This is a genomic window from Candidatus Blochmannia americanus (nom. nud.) (assembly GCF_059934915.1).
Genome location: NZ_CP011792.1, coordinates 754,498 through 776,843 on the forward strand (window position 1 = coordinate 754,498; position 22,346 = coordinate 776,843).

The 22,346-nt window shown below is 26.8% G+C and carries 17 protein-coding genes; 10 read left to right on the forward strand and 7 right to left on the reverse strand.

The window, feature by feature from the left end:
- Positions 1-863 precede the first annotated feature (863 nt).
- Together waaA and coaD are read left to right on the forward strand one after the other, a co-directional pair.
- The gene (waaA, locus tag Bamer462_RS03185; RefSeq protein WP_500837653.1) at positions 864-2,150 is read left to right on the forward strand and encodes a lipid IV(A) 3-deoxy-D-manno-octulosonic acid transferase; all 1,287 of its coding nucleotides are present in this window, start codon (positions 864-866) and stop codon (positions 2,148-2,150) included.
- 759 nt (positions 2,151-2,909) lie between these two features.
- Positions 2,910-3,404 carry a pantetheine-phosphate adenylyltransferase gene (coaD, locus tag Bamer462_RS03190; protein WP_500837654.1) on the forward strand — a complete coding sequence of 165 codons (495 nt, stop codon included), beginning with the start codon at positions 2,910-2,912 and terminating at the stop codon, positions 3,402-3,404.
- Positions 3,405-3,551: 147 nt separating this feature from the next.
- On the opposite strand, the gene rpmG is transcribed toward coaD, so the two are convergent.
- A complete protein-coding gene (gene rpmG, locus Bamer462_RS03195) occupies positions 3,552-3,719 on the reverse strand; it encodes a 50S ribosomal protein L33 (RefSeq protein ID WP_500837655.1) in 168 nt (55 codons plus the stop codon).
- Between the two features lie 20 nt (positions 3,720-3,739).
- Positions 3,740-3,970 (reverse strand): 50S ribosomal protein L28, encoded by a 231-nt coding sequence (rpmB, locus tag Bamer462_RS03200; protein ID WP_500837656.1) that lies wholly within the window; start codon positions 3,968-3,970, stop codon positions 3,740-3,742.
- A 403-nt stretch (positions 3,971-4,373) separates the two neighbouring features.
- On the opposite strand from rpmB, the gene coaBC reads away from it, so the two are divergent.
- From coaBC to yihA, 8 genes are all read left to right on the forward strand, one after another.
- On the forward strand, positions 4,374-5,585 hold the full coding sequence (coaBC, locus tag Bamer462_RS03205; RefSeq protein ID WP_500837657.1) for a bifunctional phosphopantothenoylcysteine decarboxylase/phosphopantothenate--cysteine ligase CoaBC: 1,212 nt from the start codon (positions 4,374-4,376) through the stop codon (positions 5,583-5,585).
- A complete protein-coding gene (gene dut, locus Bamer462_RS03210; RefSeq protein WP_500838011.1) occupies positions 5,569-6,021 on the forward strand; it encodes a dUTP diphosphatase in 453 nt (150 codons plus the stop codon). Before coaBC ends, dut begins: the two co-directional genes overlap by 17 nt.
- Before the next feature lie 708 nt (positions 6,022-6,729).
- The gene (locus Bamer462_RS03215; RefSeq protein ID WP_500837658.1) at positions 6,730-7,611 is read left to right on the forward strand and encodes a YicC/YloC family endoribonuclease; all 882 of its coding nucleotides are present in this window, start codon (positions 6,730-6,732) and stop codon (positions 7,609-7,611) included.
- Positions 7,612-8,720: 1,109 nt separating this feature from the next.
- Entirely contained in the window at positions 8,721-9,161 is a 441-nt protein-coding gene (locus Bamer462_RS03220) for a MarR family winged helix-turn-helix transcriptional regulator (RefSeq protein WP_500837659.1), read from the forward strand.
- Positions 9,162-9,477: 316 nt separating this feature from the next.
- Positions 9,478-10,116 (forward strand): guanylate kinase, encoded by a 639-nt coding sequence (gmk, locus tag Bamer462_RS03225; RefSeq protein ID WP_500837660.1) that lies wholly within the window; start codon positions 9,478-9,480, stop codon positions 10,114-10,116.
- Positions 10,117-10,207: 91 nt separating this feature from the next.
- Positions 10,208-10,396 carry a DNA-directed RNA polymerase subunit omega gene (gene rpoZ / locus Bamer462_RS03230; RefSeq protein ID WP_500838012.1) on the forward strand — a complete coding sequence of 63 codons (189 nt, stop codon included), beginning with the start codon at positions 10,208-10,210 and terminating at the stop codon, positions 10,394-10,396.
- 679 nt (positions 10,397-11,075) lie between these two features.
- Entirely contained in the window at positions 11,076-12,506 is a 1,431-nt protein-coding gene (glnA, locus tag Bamer462_RS03235; protein ID WP_500837661.1) for a type I glutamate--ammonia ligase, read from the forward strand.
- A 127-nt stretch (positions 12,507-12,633) separates the two neighbouring features.
- Positions 12,634-13,230, forward strand: a complete 597-nt coding sequence (gene yihA / locus Bamer462_RS03240) for a ribosome biogenesis GTP-binding protein YihA/YsxC (RefSeq protein ID WP_500837662.1) — start codon at positions 12,634-12,636, stop codon at positions 13,228-13,230.
- Positions 13,231-13,377: 147 nt separating this feature from the next.
- Here yihA and polA read toward each other — a convergent pair whose 3' ends face one another.
- From polA to ubiE, 5 genes are all read right to left on the reverse strand, one after another.
- On the reverse strand, positions 13,378-16,182 hold the full coding sequence (gene polA / locus Bamer462_RS03245) for a DNA polymerase I (protein WP_500837663.1): 2,805 nt from the start codon (positions 16,180-16,182) through the stop codon (positions 13,378-13,380).
- Positions 16,183-16,421: 239 nt separating this feature from the next.
- On the reverse strand, positions 16,422-17,054 hold the full coding sequence (gene dsbA / locus Bamer462_RS03250) for a thiol:disulfide interchange protein DsbA (RefSeq protein ID WP_500837664.1): 633 nt from the start codon (positions 17,052-17,054) through the stop codon (positions 16,422-16,424).
- Between the two features lie 552 nt (positions 17,055-17,606).
- Positions 17,607-19,097, reverse strand: a complete 1,491-nt coding sequence (ubiD, locus tag Bamer462_RS03255) for a 4-hydroxy-3-polyprenylbenzoate decarboxylase (RefSeq protein WP_500837665.1) — start codon at positions 19,095-19,097, stop codon at positions 17,607-17,609.
- Positions 19,098-19,336: 239 nt separating this feature from the next.
- Positions 19,337-20,974 carry a ubiquinone biosynthesis regulatory protein kinase UbiB gene (ubiB, locus tag Bamer462_RS03260; RefSeq protein ID WP_500837666.1) on the reverse strand — a complete coding sequence of 546 codons (1,638 nt, stop codon included), beginning with the start codon at positions 20,972-20,974 and terminating at the stop codon, positions 19,337-19,339.
- A 612-nt stretch (positions 20,975-21,586) separates the two neighbouring features.
- Positions 21,587-22,345, reverse strand: a complete 759-nt coding sequence (ubiE, locus tag Bamer462_RS03265) for a bifunctional demethylmenaquinone methyltransferase/2-methoxy-6-polyprenyl-1,4-benzoquinol methylase UbiE (RefSeq protein WP_500837667.1) — start codon at positions 22,343-22,345, stop codon at positions 21,587-21,589.
- Position 22,346: the final 1 nt, after the last annotated feature.

Genomic DNA, 22,346 nt, shown 5'->3' on the forward strand with positions numbered 1-22,346 from the left:
ATCATTATGATAAAAATAAGCAATTATGCACAACTAATTCTATTAATAGAATTAAAAATAAAAATACATACATCAGTTTAATCGTATTATTTTATTTTTTTAAAATATTATTTATATTATAATATCAACACTATTATTTATCATTAAATCTTATAAAGTACAATTTGTAATTTATTACAATAATATAAAAAAAACAAATATTTTATATTCTTATAAGTTTTGAATAAATTTATTTAAGTTTAAATATAAAACAAAATAAAATAATAATAATAAAACTATTGTCAAATACTTTTACCTAATATAGGTATAAAAATTATAATTTTAAATAAAATTAAATATTTTATTGACTTTAATATAAGTTCTTAATGTAATAACAGAACTATTTGTATAGTAAAACCATATTTATATTGATAAAATATATAATGTTTCCATTTTTGTAAAAAAACCAATTATTTACAGGTTATATAGTCTATTTATAAAAATGATTGCATAAGCATTATATATAAAATCAATAGTTAATCTTCACTACGAGTTCATTATAATTATAAAACAAATATGTAATAATAAACGTAAAATTTTTTTTTAATTATATAATATCAATATCCAGTTTCAAAAAATATTAATGAAAATTAATCATTTTTATTGTTATTAAAATAAAAAAATATTTTAAAAAAAATAAAAACAAAAAAAATAGCAGAAAAAGTACAAATAATTTTTTTCAAATAAATTATTTCAATTTATATAAAAATCGATATTAAAATATATTTTTTCAATACACAAACATATTGATATATAATTAAATACGTATAAAATACTTAAATTAGTAATTATGAATATATTAACTGATTATTTTGAGATATTGTATGTTTGTACTATATATTGCAATATATAGTATTATGATGTATGTTGTTCAACCTGTAATATGGATACGATTATTATGGCGTAGCAGACGATCGCCATCGTATCGTCAACGTTGGTCGGAACGTTATGGCTTCTATCACAACAAGCCTATCAAATCTAATGGTATTATTCTGCATGCTGTATCCCTCGGTGAAACACTCGCGGCTATTCCACTAATACGTGCTTTACAAAAACGTTATCCAAAAATAACTATTACATTAACCGCGATGACTCCGACAGGAATAGAATTAGCTCAGTCTAAATTTAGACATAACATACATTGTAGTTATTTACCTTACGACTTACCTGGTGCTATGAAACGATTTATTAATCAAGTTCAGCCCCGATTAGTTATTGCCATGGAAACTGAATTGTGGCCAAATCTTATTAATATATTGTATCAACGCAATATTCCAGTTATCATTGCTAATGCTAGGCTATCATTTCGTTCTTTTATTAAATATAAACGATTTAGTTATTTTATTGCATTAATTATGAAACGTATTACCCTAATTGCAGCTCAAAATAAAGAAGATGCTTCCCGGTTCATTAAGTTAGGATTAAAAAAAAATCAATTATTTATTACAGGCAATTTAAAATTTGATATTGAAATAACCCAAGATTTATCAAAAAAAATTTCATTTTTAAAAAAAAATTGGATTAAAAAACGGCTAGTATGGATAGCGAGTAGTACTCATGAAGGAGAAGAGCTGTTATTATTAACAGCACACAAACAACTTTTAAAAAAATTTCCTAATTTATTGATGATCTTAGCTCCCCGCCATCCGGAACGTTTTATTCATGTGAAGAAAATGACTAAACAAGCTGGATTTTCTTACATCATGAGAAGTGATGGGATTGAACCATCTAAGGAAACACAAGTAATTATTAATGATACTATAGGAGAACTGATGTTGCTATACGGTGTTGCAGATATAGCGTTTGTTGGAGGTAGTTTAATAAAACATGGAGGACATAATCCGTTAGAACCAGCAGCACATTCTATTCCATTAATTATGGGTCCATATACTTTTAATTTTCATGATATTTGCGTCAAGTTACACGAATCAAATGGATTAATTACCGTCACTGATATAGAATCCTTAATAAAGGCTATTACTATGTTGCTTTCAAATCAACAATGTCGTTTAAACTATGGATATAGAGCTACCAAAGTTCTAAAACACAATCAAGGAGCATTACAACAATTATTGTGTTTGTTGGATAATTATTTGATAATCAGCAAATAATTATCCAACAAACACAATCAAAGATCATTACAACAATTATTATAAAGTAATATGATAACTACATCGTTAATCATATTATAAAAATTAAAATTTAAAATATTTCCATGTACACCTCATCACTACAAAAAAATGAAAAAATAAATACTAAAATGGTTGAAATATTGCTATATAATTTAAATCATTATATCTATGCAGAAAATCTCATGTTCATTAACAATTATTTTATTTATTTTTATATAGCAAAAACGGTACTGTATTAATCTATATAAATTTGTTTAAACATCCTATAATCATATAAATCATATTAATATTACTTAATATTTAGTATATTACTATTACAAAAAATATTTTGTTGATATATAACAAAAAGGTGATTATATCTTAAAATTTTTGCCATAATATTCTTATTAAAACTGTTAAATAATAATTTTTTATTACTTCAGAATCTTATAACAAACGAACAATCATCATTATTTTTATATTAATAAATATTAAGCAAATTATAATAAAACGATCTCTAATACAGTAATATAAATATGAATATAATTAATTTAATTGTAAGAAAACATTTTGAATAGTCTATTGTGCGCTTATAGTCTATTTTTTATATAATTATCGCTCAAGTTAGGCATTTAACTATAACCATGGGTTATTTCATCATGTAATTAATGAATTTTATTTAATATATTTGAAACAAATATGTATATCTTTATGGTTTCTTACTTATTAATTACTAATAAGAATAATTATTGGTGAATTATGACAATTCAGGCTATATATCCAGGAACTTTTGATCCATTAACTTATGGACATTTAGATATCATTATTAGATCCCATAAAATTTTTGATAAAATATTTTTAGCTATCGCTGAAAATCCACAAAAAAAACCCTTGTTTAGTCTTGAGGAACGTATAATATTTGCAAAACAAGCAACTAAAACATTAACTAATGTAACAGTATTTGGATTTAATGATTTAACGATAAACATAATGAAAAAAAAACAAGTGAATATTTTAATTCGCGGGCTAAGAACTAAATCAGACTTTGAGTATGAAATACAACTCGCAAAAATTAATAATTACTTCGAAAATGAAATAGAAACCATATTCATGATATCGACGGGTATATGGACATACCTTTCCTCTAAATTAATAAAAGAAATTGCTCAATATGGAGGAAAAATAGATCATTTCATACCTAATTTTATTGCTGAAAAAGTTATAGAAAAACTGCGTAATACCCCAAAAAAATAAAACCTTCCCCACTCAGTTTTTTAATAACTATATTATTATATTACTCTGTACTATAGAACCTAAACTAACGCGCTAACCGTTAAGAGTTGCACAATAACATGCCATGAACAATAACTTTATTATATATCTCACCGTTGATTTATTTATTTAACCACTTTTGCTTTCTATATACGTTACATGTTTTCGTGCAACGGGATCAAACTTTTTTAATATTATTTTATCAGGATGAGTACGTTTATTTTTTGTAGTACTATAAAAATGCCCATTTTTACAAGAAGAAAATAAACGAATTATTTCTCGTATTTCTTTAGCCATTATATTATTCCCGATGAGCATTATTTATTTTTAGGATATATTTTAGCGAAAAAATATTCAATTCCTAACTTATCAATTAATCGTATACCCTTGGTAGATATCTGTAAAGCAACAAAACGCTTCTTACTTTCAACCCAAAAACGATGAGAATGAATATTAGGCACAAACCAACGTTTAGTTGCATTCATTGCGTGAGAACGTTTATTTCCGTTCATAGGACGTTTTCCAGTAATTTGACATATTCGGGCCATACTATTTTCTTCCTCCTCATGATTACTATGAACAACTCATTAAAAATTAAAACAATCAAAACAACTTATTTAATTTATTACGTATTTTTAAATTCGTAAGTACTGATATTATTTAATCCCTAATTTACAATTATAAACATACCATAATTTTTTATTTATATCTCTATGATCCATCGCTAAACATAGCGATGTTAGTTACAGAAAATTCATGCAATCAGATATGTTTAAACGTAATAAACTTAGGTCATATATAGATCTCATACTATATATGGTGTAATTATAGATCTTATAAAATACTCGTTCAATAAAAATTGATTAATTTTTTATCTATATTAGAAAAAACTATCAATTTTTATGGTATAACACGTAACATAAACAATCATCAAAATTATGTGAAATTAATATGGCGGGCTTGATCGATAAACGTATCATATTAGGAATAAGTGGTGGTATCGCTGCTTATAAAACTATAGACCTTGTACGATGTTTAAAAGAACAAGGCTCAGAAGTTAGAGTAATCATGACAAAATCTGCAAAAAAATTCGTTACTCCCTTAACTTTGCAAACAATATCATGTCATCCAGTTTTAGATAATTTTATTGCCCCCCACACAGAAACTACAATGCCTCATATAAAATTAGCTAAATGGGCCGATTTAGTTTTACTTGCTCCAGCTACAGCCAATCTATTGGCCAGGTTAGCTATGGGATTAGCTAATGATTTATTATGTAGTTTATGTTTAGCTACAACAGCTCCTATTGCTGTCGCTCCATCTATGAATCAACAAATGTATAAAGCTGTTGCGACTCAAACAAATTTGGATATTCTACGAAAAAGAGGGGTTTTAATATGGGGTCCAGATTATGGATATCAAGCTTGCGATGACGTGGGTTATGGACGTATGAAAGATCCAAAAGTACTCGTCAAATGCGTAAGGCATCATTTTTTTCATGATAGTTATTCTTTAAGTCATCTTAATATCATGATTACTGCAGGACCTACTCATGAAGCTTTAGACCCCATTCGTTTTTTTACTAATTATAGTTCAGGAAAAATGGGATTTGCCATTGCACAAGCTGCTGCAGATAAAGGAGCGCAAGTCACATTAATTGCAGGGCCAGTAAATTTACATACTCCTACTCGAGTACGACGCATTGATGTTATCTCTGCATTAGACATGAAAAAAGCAGTTATGCAAGACATTAGAAACCAACAAATTTTTATTGGTTGCGCAGCAGTATCAGATTACCGTATTTGTCATGCTGCTCTTGAAAAAATTAAGAAGAATAAAAATACTCTAAAAATAATTATGATTAAAAACCCTGATATTGTAGCAGAAGTAGGATCATTAATTGAAAAAAGACCTTATGTTGTTGGGTTTGCTGCTGAAACTAACAATATAAAAAAATATGCTCAAGATAAACGCATCAGTAAACATTTAGATTTAATTTGTGCTAATAACATTTCTCATATAAATCAAGGATTTAATAGTGACAACAATGCTTTATATTTATTTTGGAATACGGGGAGTATTATATTACCCTTAAGAAAAAAAAAGTTACTAGCACAACAACTCATTAATGAAATTATTAATCGTTATAATGAAAACAATTAATATTAAGATTATTGATAATCGTGTTTATAATCATTTTTACTTCCCAAAATACGCTACATTGGGATCCGCTGGATTAGATTTACCAGCTTGTTTAGATAAACCATTGACCGTTTATCCGGGAGAAACTTATTTAATTTCTACTGGCATTGCGGTGCATATTTCTGATACAAAGATAGCAGGAGTCATTTTGCCCCGTTCAGGCTTAGGGCATAAATGTGGTATTGTCTTAGGAAATTTGGTAGGACTTATTGATTCAGATTATCAGGGGGAATTAATAGTATCTTTATGGAATCGTGGATCGAAAAAATATATCGTGTACCCTGGAAAACGAATAGCCCAATTAGTTTTTATACCAGTGATTCAAGTCAAGTTTGCAGTGGTTAAATCATTTATTCCCACTGCAAGAGGGACGAATGGCTTTGGCCATTCGTCATAAAATATCGTTAATAACGCATAATTTTTTTTATTTTTAAAAAAAAGGAAATACATATATATTTGTTAAATACAATAATAAGCTCAAATATATAATTAACATCTGTATATGTATTAGTAATACTACTATGATTATTAGAATAATTATACAATTTTATAGTAGATATAAAATAGTGATTTTTATTATTAATAATATTTATTATCCTATATATAGAATTAATTAATACTATTTAATCACTTAAGAAATATTTTTAAATTTTTTAATAAAAAATAACTTCTTATCAACATAAATTTTAATGATTATTTATAAAAAAATAATTTATCAATTACTTTTATTGTATTTAACAATTAATAGATAGCTTACATAAGCCACATCAGGGATGATGTGATATCTTTTATTATTTAACTAAATTATAAAAGATAATTTTTCATAAAAAATTGTAGGTTTTATTGTAATTATTTTTTTATTTTATTTGATATGAACAAAAACTTTATTCAAAAAATAATAAATTATAGTATCGATATGCTAATATTATTTAATTAATAATAAAAATTTTAAGAGCATTAAATAAATCATAAAAAATTGTTTAAAAAATCATATTAACTATTCAACATATGAATAAAAATGCTAATTTTAAACGTAAACAATAAGAAAAAACTGTTATATTTTTAATTTATTTTTATTACGCATTAATAAAATTTAGGTGATGTCATGGTGCATAGTATGACTGCTTTTTCACGTCATGAAGTAAAATATACATGGGGCAATGTTATTTGGGAAATTTGTTCTTTAAATCAACGTTATCTGGATATTCATATTGATCTACCTAAATATCTTGATGGATTATCATGGATCGTTCGTAAAAATATTAAAGATTCTCTTATTAGAGGAAAAATAGAATGCACTTTACGTATTAAAATAAATAATAATCATGCCAATAATGAGAATACATTTACTGTGAACAAACAATTAGTTTGTCATATTATTTCACACGCAAAATGGATAAAAACATTAATTAATGAAGGTGAAATTAATCCATTAGATATTTTATTTTGTCCAGGAGTGATAACATATGAAAAAAATAACATAAACCATATAAATAATGCTCATTCAGAATTATTAATATGTTTTAAAGAAACATTACGTAGTTTAATGCAAGATAGAGAAAGAGAAGGTATTTTTTTAAAAAATAAAATTATAGAAAAATTACATCTAATGTATACTGAAGTTAATAAAATCCGACAATATATTCCTAATGTATTAGAATGGAAACGAAAAAAACTCTTAGAACAAATGAAAGACGTCTGCATTTATTCTGACCCAATACGATTAGAGCAAGAGTTATTAATAATAGCTCAAAAAATCGATGTTTCAGAAGAAGTAGATCGCCTCACGTTTCATATCAAAGAGATGCACCGCATCCTTGACCAACATGGACCTATTGGTAGACGATTAGATTTTGTAATACAAGAACTACATAGAGAAGCCAATACGTTAACTTCCAAGTCCATCAATTCACATATTTCTCAATTAGCCATTTCCTTAAAGACATTTATTGAACAGGTACGAGAACAAACTCAAAACATTGAATAATATAATAGATGCCCATAAAAATAAAAAATTATATATCAAATTTTTATGTTTTTAATTGTTAAATTTTGTTTTTAGTTTGATAAATATTCTTTTAAATAAATTGCATTATTTAGTTTTTATTAATTATCTGTAATTGATTGACATACTCAAAATAAATTCAATATTACATTTTATCAGTAATCCAAAAATTATGTATTTATTATATAACTACTATTATTATGATTCTTAATCATATTATAGTAATTCAATTATACACTTAGTTTAGTAAATTTTTTATTAAAATAGTATCAAATGCTAAATAAAATATATCTATGTTTCAACATAGATATATTTTATTTAGATAATAACTATTATCATACATGGGATATATATGAAGTAGATTCATTTTTAAAAAATTAGATTTTTACAAATTCAGTTATATAACTTTTGTACCATATCTGATTTATTAGAATACCTCATAAATTTAAATAGTTAATATTTTACAATAAATTAACTGATATATATCAATATATATTAATCATTTTTTATGAATTAATACAGAACTAAATGAAAATATACGCGATATATATAAAAATAATATTTAAAATAAAAAATAATTTTTATTTTTATTTGTATAAAAAAAATAAAAATTATTTTTTATTTTATTATAAATATTATTTAAAATTACGATTTAGTCTATTTAATTACAGATATATAAAACTTTAAGATAAAAAATAAATCACAAAAAATAAAAAAATGATTTTTTTTAAAATCTATCAAAGTTTTCTTTTTCCAATAGTAATATTTCAAATTCAAAAAAACTCCGATAAAATAAAAGAAGTAAATAATATAAATTAAATTCCAAAATATATATGTTCTAAATTAATAATGTCTACCATTTTTAATAAAACCAAAATATTAATTTAGTTAAATAACATCAAATTAGGAGGTACAAACTTCAAAAATTAATTAAAAACATAAATTGACTACAAGTATAAGCAGTTATCTGAAAGTCACTATTTTTATGAACAATCCTATAAATAATAATTTCCATCTTAGACTGTTTTTAACTAATACCAGTCAAATGCAGTCCCATTATTGTTATTAATTTAATATTGAGATATATAATTATGAACAAATTAACAGATATTTCAAACATGGTGGAATCCTTATCCCGTATCTATCATCGTTTACGCAAAGAAATAAATGGCCAATTAATTAATGAAGGCCTTTCAATGTCAAAAATGAAGATCTTACATCTCATTACTACCGGCAAAACCAGCGCAACGGATATTAAAAATTATATGGGTTTTTCGTCAAGAACTGTTGTAACAGTTCTTGACGCATTAGAAAAAGACGAAATGTTACGTCGGCAACAGAGTCTTACAGACCGTAGGGTTAAATATGTTTATATTACAGAAAAAGGACGGAATAAATTACGTATTGCTGAAGACACACACAATATTATTTTAGATCGTATGTTTTCCCTTTTGTCTGACGTACAACTTAAAAGTTTTAGAGAAGTATGCAATTTACTTGAAATACAACAAAAAAATAATATAGCACGATAACATATAATATGCATATTGTATGTTACATCATAAATTCTTGTTAGTGCAAAGAAGATCTTCGGTGAAACTTAAGGAAATTTTAGTAATACAGTAATAAAAGTGTTGTACTGTAATATAATTAAGTACAAAATTTATTTTTACCGAGGATCTTCTCTCAAAAAAAATTATCAATTATATGAAGACTTTCATGTGAAAATAATCTATATTATAAATTAGATCTAATTATATAATTAATCAATACATATAATCACATCCAAGTATATAATACGTTCATAAACTAACTATTTATGCTATTAAATATGTATATCATTTTATAATGAAAAATTCAGGAACATTGTGTATTATATCTGCTCCAAGTGGTACAGGAAAATCTACGTTAATTCAAACTTTAATGCAATATGATCATTTTATTTATCAAACCACACTATCTATTTCTTATACCACACGTGTTAAAAGACCTGGAGAAATACACGGAAAAGACTACTATTTCATTTCAGAAAAAAAATTTAAACATATGATCAATAAAAATATGTTTTTTGAATATGCTAAAATTTTTAATCATTATTATGGTACTACAAAAAATAATATTAAGACTATGTTAAATAATGGTATACATGTTGTGCTAAACATTGATTGGAAAGGAGCGCAACAAATTAAAAATAAAATATCAAATAACATCTATACTATTTTTATTTTACCTCCATCAAAAACAGAATTAGAACGCCGACTGTATCTTAGAGGACAAGATGCAAAAAAAGTTATCACCACACGTATGAAAAAAGCAATGAATGAAATTAGTCATTTTAAAGAATATGATTATATTATTATAAATGATAATTTTGATATCGCTTTAACACATTTACAATCAATTATATTATCTGAACAATTACGCATAACACATCAAAAAATACGCTATGCAACATTAATAAACAATTTGTTGTTGCCAGATATATAAGTAACAAGTAATATAAAACACACCTGGAGATAGTACTCAATCTGAGATTAATTTAAATTAATAAATAAATGTATATAATATGGTGACTAAAGTGGCGCGTATAACTGTACAAAATGCTGTAGAAAAAATTGGCAACAGATTTGATTTAATATTAGTCGCTGCGCGACGTGCGCGACAACTTCAAATCGGAGGAAAAGAAACATTGGTTAAAAAAAATAATAACGATAAACATACCGTACTTGCCCTTAGGGAAATAGAAGAAGATTTAATTATTAAATAAATTTTAAACATTTATATGCAATAAAAATTGACACCATTGAATTATGAAAATTAAATTTATAAGATTACATCTGTCAATGTAATCAACATCAAAAACCATTAAAAATTGAAGATTTTGTTATTTCCGTGTAAATTTTTAATATCAATATTTCACATATAACATTTTTATCAAGCAATAACTTAGCGCTGATATTATCAGCGCTTATAAAATATTTCATATATTACTGTTATATTTATGCTATCGTTATCATTTTTATATGATACACATCAAAAAATAATAAACTTATCAGAAAATTATTAATTTCTTTAATTTATATAAAAGAGTATAATACATCATTATATTTCATACAAAAGATCTTTATTGATAAACATCATCAAAGTATTATAGTATTAATTAATATTTTAATATATTTTCCACATTGAGTTATAAGCAACCAAAAAAATAATTAACTATAGTATTAGATTAATAAATTTTAAATTTCACTAAACAAATCAATAAATCTAGTAAATACATTAAATACTAATATGATTAATAGTAATATCGATATATATATATATATATATTAATTAAATAATTTTTAAAAAATATTAATCACGATCAACCTTACAAATAATATAATTTTTAACGTATTATTTATGGTTTTACTAATATGAGATCTATAATGATTAAGAGAATAAATATGACAGCTATTAAACAATTTTTTTCTATTATTAATAAAAATCAAATAAAATTTGTAGATTTACGTTTTACTGATACCAAAGGAAAAGAACAACACATTACTATCCCTAAAACCCAAGTTAATGACCATTTATTTAATCATGGTAAAATTTTTGATGGATCTTCTATTAAAGGATGGAAAGATATCAATGAATCAGATATGATATTAATGCCTGATCTCTCTAACTTTGTGATAGATCCATTTTATGAAGATGCTACGATAATTATTCGTTGTGATGTATTTGATCCCAGTACTATGGAAAATTATGATAGAGACCCACGATCTATAGCTAAGCGAGCAGAAATGTTTTTATATAATTCTGGTATTGCCGATGTTGTAATGTTTGGACCCGAACCTGAATTTTTTTTATTTGATAACATTCGTTTTGAAACAACAATATCAGGATCTTACGTAATTATTGATGATCAAGAATCATCATGGAACAGTGGAAAAATTTATAAAAATGGGAATAAAGGTCACCGTCCTAAAATAAAAAGCGGATATGCTCCGGTACCTCCAATAGATTCTGCTCAAAACTTACGCGCTGCTATGTCTTTAACAATGGAAAAAATGGGCTTAATTGTAGAAGCTCATCATCATGAAGTTGCAACATCTGGCCAAAATGAAATAGCAACTCGATTCAGTACTCTTACTAAAAAAGCTGATGAAATACAAATATACAAATACGTAGTACATAATGTTGCTCATAATTCTGGAAAAACCGCAACTTTTATGCCAAAACCCATTATAAACGATAATGGATCAGGTATGCATTGTCATATATCTTTACATAAAAAAGACACCAATTTATTCGCAGGCGTCCAATATGGTAATCTTTCTGATATCGCCCTATTTTATATTGGAGGTGTGTTACGTCACGCTAAAGCATTGAACGCCTTCACTAATCCAACCACTAACTCATATAAACGTTTAGTTCCAAATTACGAGGCTCCAATTATGTTGACTTACTCTGCTTGTAATCGTTCTAGCGCAATTCGTATTCCGTCAAGCATAGGAAAATCATATGATAATGATGCATCATCATGTCGCATTGAAGTTCGTTTTCCTGATCCATCTGCTAATCCCTATCTAGCTTTTTCCGCATTACTTATGGCTGGATTAGATGGTATTATCAACAAAATCTCTCCTGGAGAACCTGTAGATAAAAACTTATACACTATTTCTGAAAAAGAATCATTATCTATACCACACATGGCTAGATCTCTCGATGAAGCATTACAATCCTTATATGAGGATCACAAATTTTTAACGCGAGGCAATGTTTTTACTCAAGACTATATCAATGCATATATTTTATTACGTCAAGAAGAAAGTAAACTAGTATATTCTACCCCGCATCCTGTAGAATTTGATCTATATTATAGCGTTTGATAACTTTTTAATATATAAAATATGCACAAATACAGCGTTAATTTGAATTATGATAATTCCAAAAATTATATAAATTTAAATAATTCATTTTTATATTACTATAGATATATTATATATACATACTATAATGTATAATTATCATACGACTTATTTCTTAATGAGTATTCCCACTGTTTACTGTTTACCTGATGAAAAAGTAGGTATGGAAGTAGCCTTTGTTGGTTATTCAAATAGCGGGAAATCTAGCGCCATTAATGCTTTAACCTGCCATAAAAAATTAACTAAAGTAAGCAAAACACCAGGATGTACTCGGCTTATCAATTTATTTGAAGTAATACCAGGTATTCGTTTAATTGATTTTCCTGGTTATGGTTACTCTAAAGGACTGAAAAAAAGAAAAAATTACTGGAACGATGCTATATGTGAATACTTAAAAACAAGAAAAAATTTAAAAGGATTAATATTAATGATGGATATCAGGTATCCGATAAAAAATTTAGATCAAAAAACAATTGAAAGCGCACTTTCTGTAAATATCCCAATTTTTACTCTATTAAGTAAATCAGATAAAATTTCTAAAAACTCTTTACAAATTACATCTCAAAAAATAACACAAGATATACATATTATGTATACAACCCATATACAGATTAAACCCTTTTCTGCTATTAAAAAACATGGAATAAAACCATTAGAAAGAACCCTTAACAACTGGCTAAAATAATTACAATGATATATATTTTGAACATTTATCGCATCATCTCGATATTATACATATACAATTTATCCAGATAAATTATTTAATCACTGATTATTAATCATCATACTCATCATCATATTGAGTATATCTAATATAAATTAAATAATAATATTAATGGGCTTGTTCCCAATTTTTTCCAATACCAATATCTACTTTTAGTGGTACATCTATAACAAAACATTCTTCCATTAATTTTTTGATTTGTTTTACAACAAGATCCACAATATCCTGTTGTACTTCAAATACCAATTCATCATGTACTTGCATAATTATACGCGCTGGAACTGCATCTTTTTGTAACCAATTATCAATAGATATCATTGCTTTCTTAATAATATCAGCGGCACTGCCTTGCATAGGAGCATTGATCGCTGCTCTTTCAGCGCTTTTTTTTTGAAGAAGATTACTAGAATAAATATCCGGTAAATATAACTTTCGTCCGTCTAATGTAGATACATAGCCGTATTTATTAGCATATTCTCGAATATGTTTCATATATTTCATGATACCAGGATAACGTTGAAAATAACGATCTACATAATTTTGCGCCTCCTTACATGTTACCGATAGTTGACGTGCTAACCCAAATGCGCTCATTCCATAAATTAATCCAAAATTAATAGTTTTAGCTCGCTGTCTTTGTTCATCAGTAACTGAATGCAACGCGGTAACAAAGATTTCAGAAGCTGTTGCAGTATGAATATCTTTTTCAGAAAGAAAATCATTGATTAACTTAAAATCTTGAGAAAGGTGCGCCATAATTCGTAATTCTATTTGTGAATAATCTGCTGCTACAATTAAAAAATTTGTTGGAGCAATAAAAGCCTGACGTATTTTTCTTCCATCATAATTTCTATTGGGAATATTTTGTAAATTAGGGCTAGTAGAAGAAAGACGTCCTGTGGAAGTCCGAGTTTGATTATATGAAGTATGCACCCGATTTGATTTTTTATTAATCATAGCAATTAATTTACTAGTATAAGTAGATTTTAATTTAGATAAACCACGATATTTCAAAATAATTTTTGGAATTGAGTATTTTTTTGCTAATTTCTTCAATACCTCTTCATTGGTTGAAGGGAAGCCACTAGGTGTCTTTTTTAAAATTGGCAATTTTTGTTTATTGTATAATATTTCTTGTAACTGTTTAGTCGAAGCAAGATTAAAAGGAGCACCTACTAATTGATACGCTTCTAACTCTAATACATTAATCCGATAATCTAATTCTATCGAATGAGCATTAAGTAGTTTTTTATCAATTAATACACCATAGCTTTCTATGCGAGACAAAATAGACATTAACGGCATTTCTACTTCTTCAAATATTTTTTTTAATTTGCCATTTGCTTCTATTTGTGGCCACAAAATATGATGCAGATTAAATAAAGATTTAATAAATTTAGAAGCATATAAAGACTGCGTTTGCACATTCTGTAAGTCCGGATTTATATTATTTCCATTATAATTATCATAATGTTTTTTAAAATTTATAACAGCATTAAACGTATCTTGATCTAAAAAATTTTTTATATCTTGATAATTAGAAGTACCATACAGTATATATAATTCTACAATCACATCAAATATCGTTCCAACTAAGTTAATATTATAACGTTTAAAGATAGAATAACTAAATTTTAGATGTTGCCCAACTTTTTTTATTTTTGAATTTTCTAAAACTGGCTGTAAAGTTGATAATATCTCTTCAAGATATAAAAAATTCTGATTGTTATTAATTAAATCAGTTTTTATCGGAATATACGCACTTTCTTTAGTATCTATAGACAAACATATACTTATAATATTAGCCTTAAAAACATTAAATATATCTGTACGTATACTAAATATAAAAAATTTAGCTATATTAATTTTTTCAACCCAATGATAAAGCGCTTCAAGATTATACACGATCCTAATAATTTTTTCTTCTCTAGAATAATCTGATAATAAATTATTTTTTTGAGACAAAAGTGTATTATTTAACCATCGACTTGATGATATATTCTGAGAATGTCGATATTTATCGCACCATGTTCCTGATTTTAAATCTATTAACCAGTTTTTAAATTCATATTGCATAAATAACGATGATAAGGTATTAATATTTGCTTGTTGTATTAATAATTGATCATTGGATAGGTTTAAAGATATATCTGTTTTTATAGTTGTTAATTTATGAGAAAGAAATGCCACTTCTTTATTAACCTGTAATGTGTTTTGTATTGCTTTAGCTCCACGCAAACCCAATACATCAATTTTATCTAAATGGTCATATAATGTTTTTAAATTACCTATTTTATTTAATAATAACCGAGCGATTTTTTTACCTACCCCAGGAACTCCAGGAATATTATCAGAACGATCCCCAACTAATGCTAAATAATCAGCCATTAGAGTTGGTGGCACTCCGAACTTTTTTTCTATTTCTTCAGGTGTAAAAATAATATTATACATAGTATTAATAAGAGTTATTTGAGATGACACTATCTGAGTCATATCTTTATCTCCTGTACTAATCAATACAGGATTGCCTGATTGTGCGCAAGATATAGCCAATGTGCCTATTACATCATCTGCTTCTACATCAGGAATCTGGAGTGTTGGTAACCCCATCGCTTGTATCATTTCACATAATGGATCAATTTGAATGCGTAAATCTTTAGGGGTTTTAGCGCGATTAGCTTTATACTTTTCAAACAAATCATCACGAAACGTTTTACCTATTGTATCAAACACAATAACCATATAAGTAGGCTGATATCTCATTAATAGACTTTTTATCATATTAATTACTCCATATATTACCCACACTGGTTTTCCGTTACTAGTGGTCAACGGTGGAAACGCATGGTACGCGCGATGTATATAACAAGAACCATCCACTAAAATTATAGGACTATTTACAGTTGTAATCATAATGACATTTTATATACGACTTAATCTTGCAGAGAAGATAAAAGAATGTTATCAGATACTTACTTAATGAATCTCATTAACTATAATGCCATTATAAACAACAAAATAATAAAATCAAATGAAGTTATTTTATAGAACAAGGTAGCCGTAAATATAATATGATACAACTGTAATCATTCTTAACAATAAAACAAATATTTATATATATAGAATATAATAATTACATATATACAATCAGATCACATCTTGTCTATGAGCAGCAAATTTAACAATTCACAAAATTGTTTTATATAAGCATTTACTGATGATATATCTAACTTTTCATTTTTTATCATATATTTACCATTGATAAATATTGTTGGCACCCCCCTCAAACAAAAATTTATTGCTGCTTGTTCCTGATCCAAAACTAAAGATTTCACTAATACACTATCCCAAGCAGTATCAAATTTTTCTTCATTGATACCAGATTTAATAAATATTTCACGAATATCTTCCACGGTATGAATAGATCGTTGCTTCTGTATCGCTGTAAATAATATAGGACTAATTCTATTTTCTATTCCTAATGCTATTGCTACAGCCCATGCATGTGTTAATTGTTTTCCTAAATTACCTAAAAAATTCACATGGTATTTACAAAAATTTACATTTTTAGGTAATGTTTGTTCTATATTATTAGAAATATGATAAATCTGTTCAAATTGATAGCAATGCGAGCAGTAAAAAGAAAAAAACTCCAGCAATTGAGGTGCATTATGAATAGGCTTATTTAACCGAATATATTGTCTCCCTTCGGTAATTGATGATGAAATACTTTCATATGAAAATATTAAAGAAATTACTATCAAAATAAGATGTAATTTTTTCATAATTCTCCTAATAACTGCATAAATATTTATATTTTTATATAAACATTATTCTATAATGAAAGAATACTATTCTAATTTAGTTAATATTTAAATTAATCTAATTATTGATATTGATTTGAATGATGATACATATTGTTGTAAAATATGTGTGTAGAGCTGTACGATGACATAAGTTAATGAATCTCTTGATTGTTCTATCAAATAAATATGATAAGTCAAAAAATTTTTTTTCAAACAATATTCAATAATATTGAATAGCTCATCTTATTTACATAAACGATCATAAATCAAAACTATCCAACCTAGATGTATCTATTACTATCAGTTACAATAAATAAATATAAGATATTTTTAATATAATATTAAAAATATAGTAATAATATAAACATCATATTGTTATTAACAAAAAAGCTCTGATTATATAGATCTTTATTTCTTATATAAAGACATATATGTAATGCAATTCTTTTATATAGTTGTGACAGTATACTTTTTTAATTTTTTTTTATAGTGAATATTATAATAATGCTATATGTTTAGTATAATACGCTGTTATTCTACTGTCTTCTTATTATCAAGTATGCCTAACTCATTCCAAATACTATCAACATAATGTCGTACTGTATCATGCATTTTAATTGGCACACCCCATTCTCTTGCAGTTTCACCAAACCATTTATTTGTTGCATCCATACCTATCTTAGAGCCTAAACCAGAGGTTGGACTAGAAAAATCAAGATAATCAATTGGAGTATTTTGTATTATGATAATATCTCGAGCGGGATCCATGCGGGTAGTTACCGCCCATACCACATCCTTCCAATCCCTTGCATTAATATCGTCATCACACACAATAATAAATTTAGTATACATAAATTGCTTTAAAAAAGACCATATACCAAAAATTATACGTTTAGCATGTCCAACATACTGTTTTTTTATGGTTACAATAGCTAATCTATATGAGCAACCTTCAGGAGGCAAGTATAAATCTACAATCTCTGGAAATTGTTTTTGTATAATAGGGATAAATACCTCATTCATTGCCATACCAAGCATTGCAGGCTCATCTGGAGGACGCCCAGTATACGTAGAATGATAAATTGGATTGTTTCTATGAGTAATATGGGTAATAGTACATACTGGAAATTGATCAGTAGTATTATAATATCCTGTATGGTCCCCAAAAGGACCCTCTATTGCCGTTTCGCCTCGCTCTAAATATCCTTCCAATATAATTTCAGAATTAGCTGGAACATCTAAGTCACATGAAATACATTTAATTACCTCAGTTCTGAATCCTCTTAATAAACCAGAAAAAGCATATTCTGATAGTGTATTGGGAATAGGAACTACTGCTCCTATCAAAGTAGCTGGATCAGCGCCTAACGCTACAGTAATTGGAAATCTTCTTTCTGAAGTATTTTTACACCATTCTTGAAAATCCAATGCGCCACCACGATGAGATAACCATCTCATAATAATTTTGTTTTTAGATAATACTTGCTGACGATAAATCCCAAGATTTTGTCGCTTACTTTTTAGACCTCGAGTTATTGTAATACCCCAAGTAAGAACAGGAGACACATCTTTAGGCCAACAACGCATGATAGGCATGTGTGTGATATCTACGTCTTTATTACACCAAACATTTTCTTGACACGGGGCGCTGCTGAGCCGCTTGATAGGCATATGCAAAATATGACGAAAATGAGGCATTTTATTATATAAAAAATCACGTATCCCTGTCGGGAGTTCAGGCTCTCTTAGAAACGCGAGTAATTTCCCAACATCGCGCAATGATAAAATATTTTCTTTTCCCATACCTAAAGCTATTCTATTAATAGTACCAAATAAATTACAAAGAATAGGCATTGCATATCCTTTAGGATTTTCAAAAAAAAGTGCTGGTCCTCCAGATTTAATAGTACGATCAGCAATTTCTGTTATCTCTAAATCAGGATTAATAGGGAATGTAATTCTTTTTAAGTCTCCTCTGTGTTCTAAATTTTTAATAAAATCACGCAAATCTTTATATTTCATGATATTTTAATAGACATTAAATGGCTTTTCGTAATTATTAATTTAATACCGCTGCTATCATGATGGATAGCAGCGGTATTATTACATGTGATAATTAAGTACAAGTTTATCATTTATGCCCGCATCAGTTATTATTGTAACGTTGGAAACGTTCATTCAATATAAAACGTTTTTTTGAATTGTTCAAATAATCTTTTCTTAAATATTAAACTAGATGAACAATAATAACATAACGATTATTACATAATACGTTTCCAACCTATCGCCCAAATACAAACCCCAACCACAAATAAAAAAATAGAAAAAATTTTTAAATATTTATCTTGTATATATAAGAAAATACTGCTAATAACTAACGTTGCTCCAACACCAAATAAAAATAATGCTTGACCGTGACTAGAACGCTGTGCTCTTAATTCTGTTATCAACATTTCTATTTTTTTTTGTAATATATAAGAACGTTTAAATTCATTGGATAACAAAGTGGGTAATTCCGGTATTTTATCTATCCAATAAGGTATTTTGTTTTTTACAGTACATATTGTTGTTGAAAATTTCAATTGATCCTGCATCCATCTTTCTAAAAAAGGTCTAGCAGATTTCCAAAGATTTAAATTAGGATATAGTTGTCTAACTACTCCCTCAATATACAACAAAGTTTTTTGTAATAAAATTAACTGAGGTTGTATCTCCATATTAAAATATCGTGCAGTATTAAATAAATGTAGCAATATTTTGCTAAAAGGAATGTTTTCTAATGGTTGTTCAAAAATAGGTTCAAATACCGTTCTCATAGCGCATTCAAAATCTACAATGTTAGTATCTAGAGGTATCCAACCGGAATCAAGATGCAATTCAGCTATTTTACGATAATCACGATTGAAAAACGCAATGAAATTAGCTGCTAAATAATATTTGTCTTTTTTATTTAAAGATCCAACAACACCGCAATCAATACTAATATATTTAGGATTCTCTGGATGTTTATAACTAATAAATATATTACCAGGATGCATATCCCCGTGGAAAAAACTATCTCGAAATACTTGAGTAAAAAATACTTCTATTCCACGTTCTGCTAATAATTTCATATTAATTTTTTGTTTTTTTAATGCAACTATATCATATACAGGTATGCCATAAATACGCTCTATAACCATAACGTTTTCACTACAAAAATCTATATATACTTTAGGTATATATAATATTTTACTATTTTTAAAATTTCTTCTTAATTGAATAGTATTAGCTGTTTCTTTCAGCAAATTAAGTTCATTAAAAAGATTTTTTTCATATTCTGAAACAACTTCTGAAAATTTAAACTTCCGTCCTTCTGGTAGAAACCTATAAATCCAATCGGCTACCCTATACATTAAACATATATCTGTCTTAATAATAGGCAAAAGACCTGGTCGGATGACTTTAATTACTATATCTTTGTTGTTTTTTTTTAATCTAGCAGAATGTACTTGTGAAATCGATGCAGATGCTAGTGGCGCTTCTTGAAAATCTTTGAACCATGTTTCTAATGAATTACCAATAGCACGTTCTATGTATGCTTTAGCAATAATTCCATCAAACGGTGCTACACGATCTTGTAGTATTGCTAATTGATCTGCAACAGAATCTGAAAAGATATCGCGACGAGTAGAAAGCATTTGACCAAATTTAATCCATATCGGACCTAATTCTTGCAATGCTAAACGAAACCGTTCTCCTAAAGTTAGTTGAGAATGCTTATTTAAAGTACGTAAAAAAAATCTACTACCTATTCTTAATGGAAATATTAATCGATGGGTCGGGATAAAATCACTTAATCCATAATTTAATATTGTTTTAATTATAGAGTAAAGTCGACACAATTCATCAACAATCATTAGATTTCCTACGATTTGTTAAATGATTATATAAATATTCGATTGTATATTCAAATAGCGCATTCATGTATAAAATTACTCTAATTCCCATAAATTCTAAAAACGTTCTGATTCATCAAGTACAATGAAATTTAAACATTTTTATCAAAATTCACTTTGTTGTTATAGGAATCTAGAAAAATTAAACCTTATTATTTAATCTTTCTGATAAAATATAGTAGATTTAAATACATAAAATATTAGTAATGTTTCAACCAGCAGATATTATATGAAACGTTTAATTCAATTGTATGCTAATCATACCCCTCCATTGATAAATGGAAATAAATACCTATTATGTACTATCTTCTGTATGAAGATTGTTTTATTTATATAATTAAAAACATAGTTATACATCATCAGCATGCTCATATATAATTTGTTTGTATAAATATTTAAAACATATACTTGAAATATATAACCATTTATTATCGAAATACAAACAACTAGATACTGTAGTTTTTATTCAAAAAAAATACCTCTTTTAAAAACTAACAAATACTAACCGTTCTTATTAATAGTAAGAACAACTAAATATTAATTATAATAATTTACTTAATATGAATTTTTGTTTTAACATTTATATGCGCAATGCAACACAGCGATTCCGAAAGTCATATTGAAATATTCAACATTATTGAATCCTGTTTGCATAATCATTTTCTTCACAGTTTCTTGATCTGGATGCATACGAATAGATTCTACAAGATAGCGATAACTATTAGCATCTTGAGTTATACATTCACCTATTTTAGGTAAAATATAAAATGAATATAAATCATATATTGAATTCAATATTTTAAAAATAGGTACCCCAAAATCCAAAATTAACAATTTCCCTCTAGGTTTTAGCACTCTATATATTGAAAACAATGCTTGCTCCTTATCTGTAAAATTACGTAAGCCAAAAGAAACGGCAACACAATCAAAAGTATTATCAGGAAAAGGTAAGGCTTCAGCGTCAGCTTGTACATATATAATATTATCTAATATACCCAAATTACGTAATTTTTTTTTTCCTATATGCAACATGGAATCATTAATATCTACTAACGCCACGATTCCTGTATCACCTACCAATCGGGAAAATTTAATACTTAAATCTCCAGTACCTCCGGCTAAATCAAGTACACTACATCCGCCATATACTCCGCTATGATAAATCATGAATCGCTTCCACATTCTATGTATGCCAAATGACATTAAATCATTCATTACATCATACCTTGATGCTACAGTATCAAATACATTAGACACCAACGCCATTTTTTTATCTTTATAAACATTCTGAAATCCGAAATGGGTCATGTTTTTTTTATATTTATTATTCATA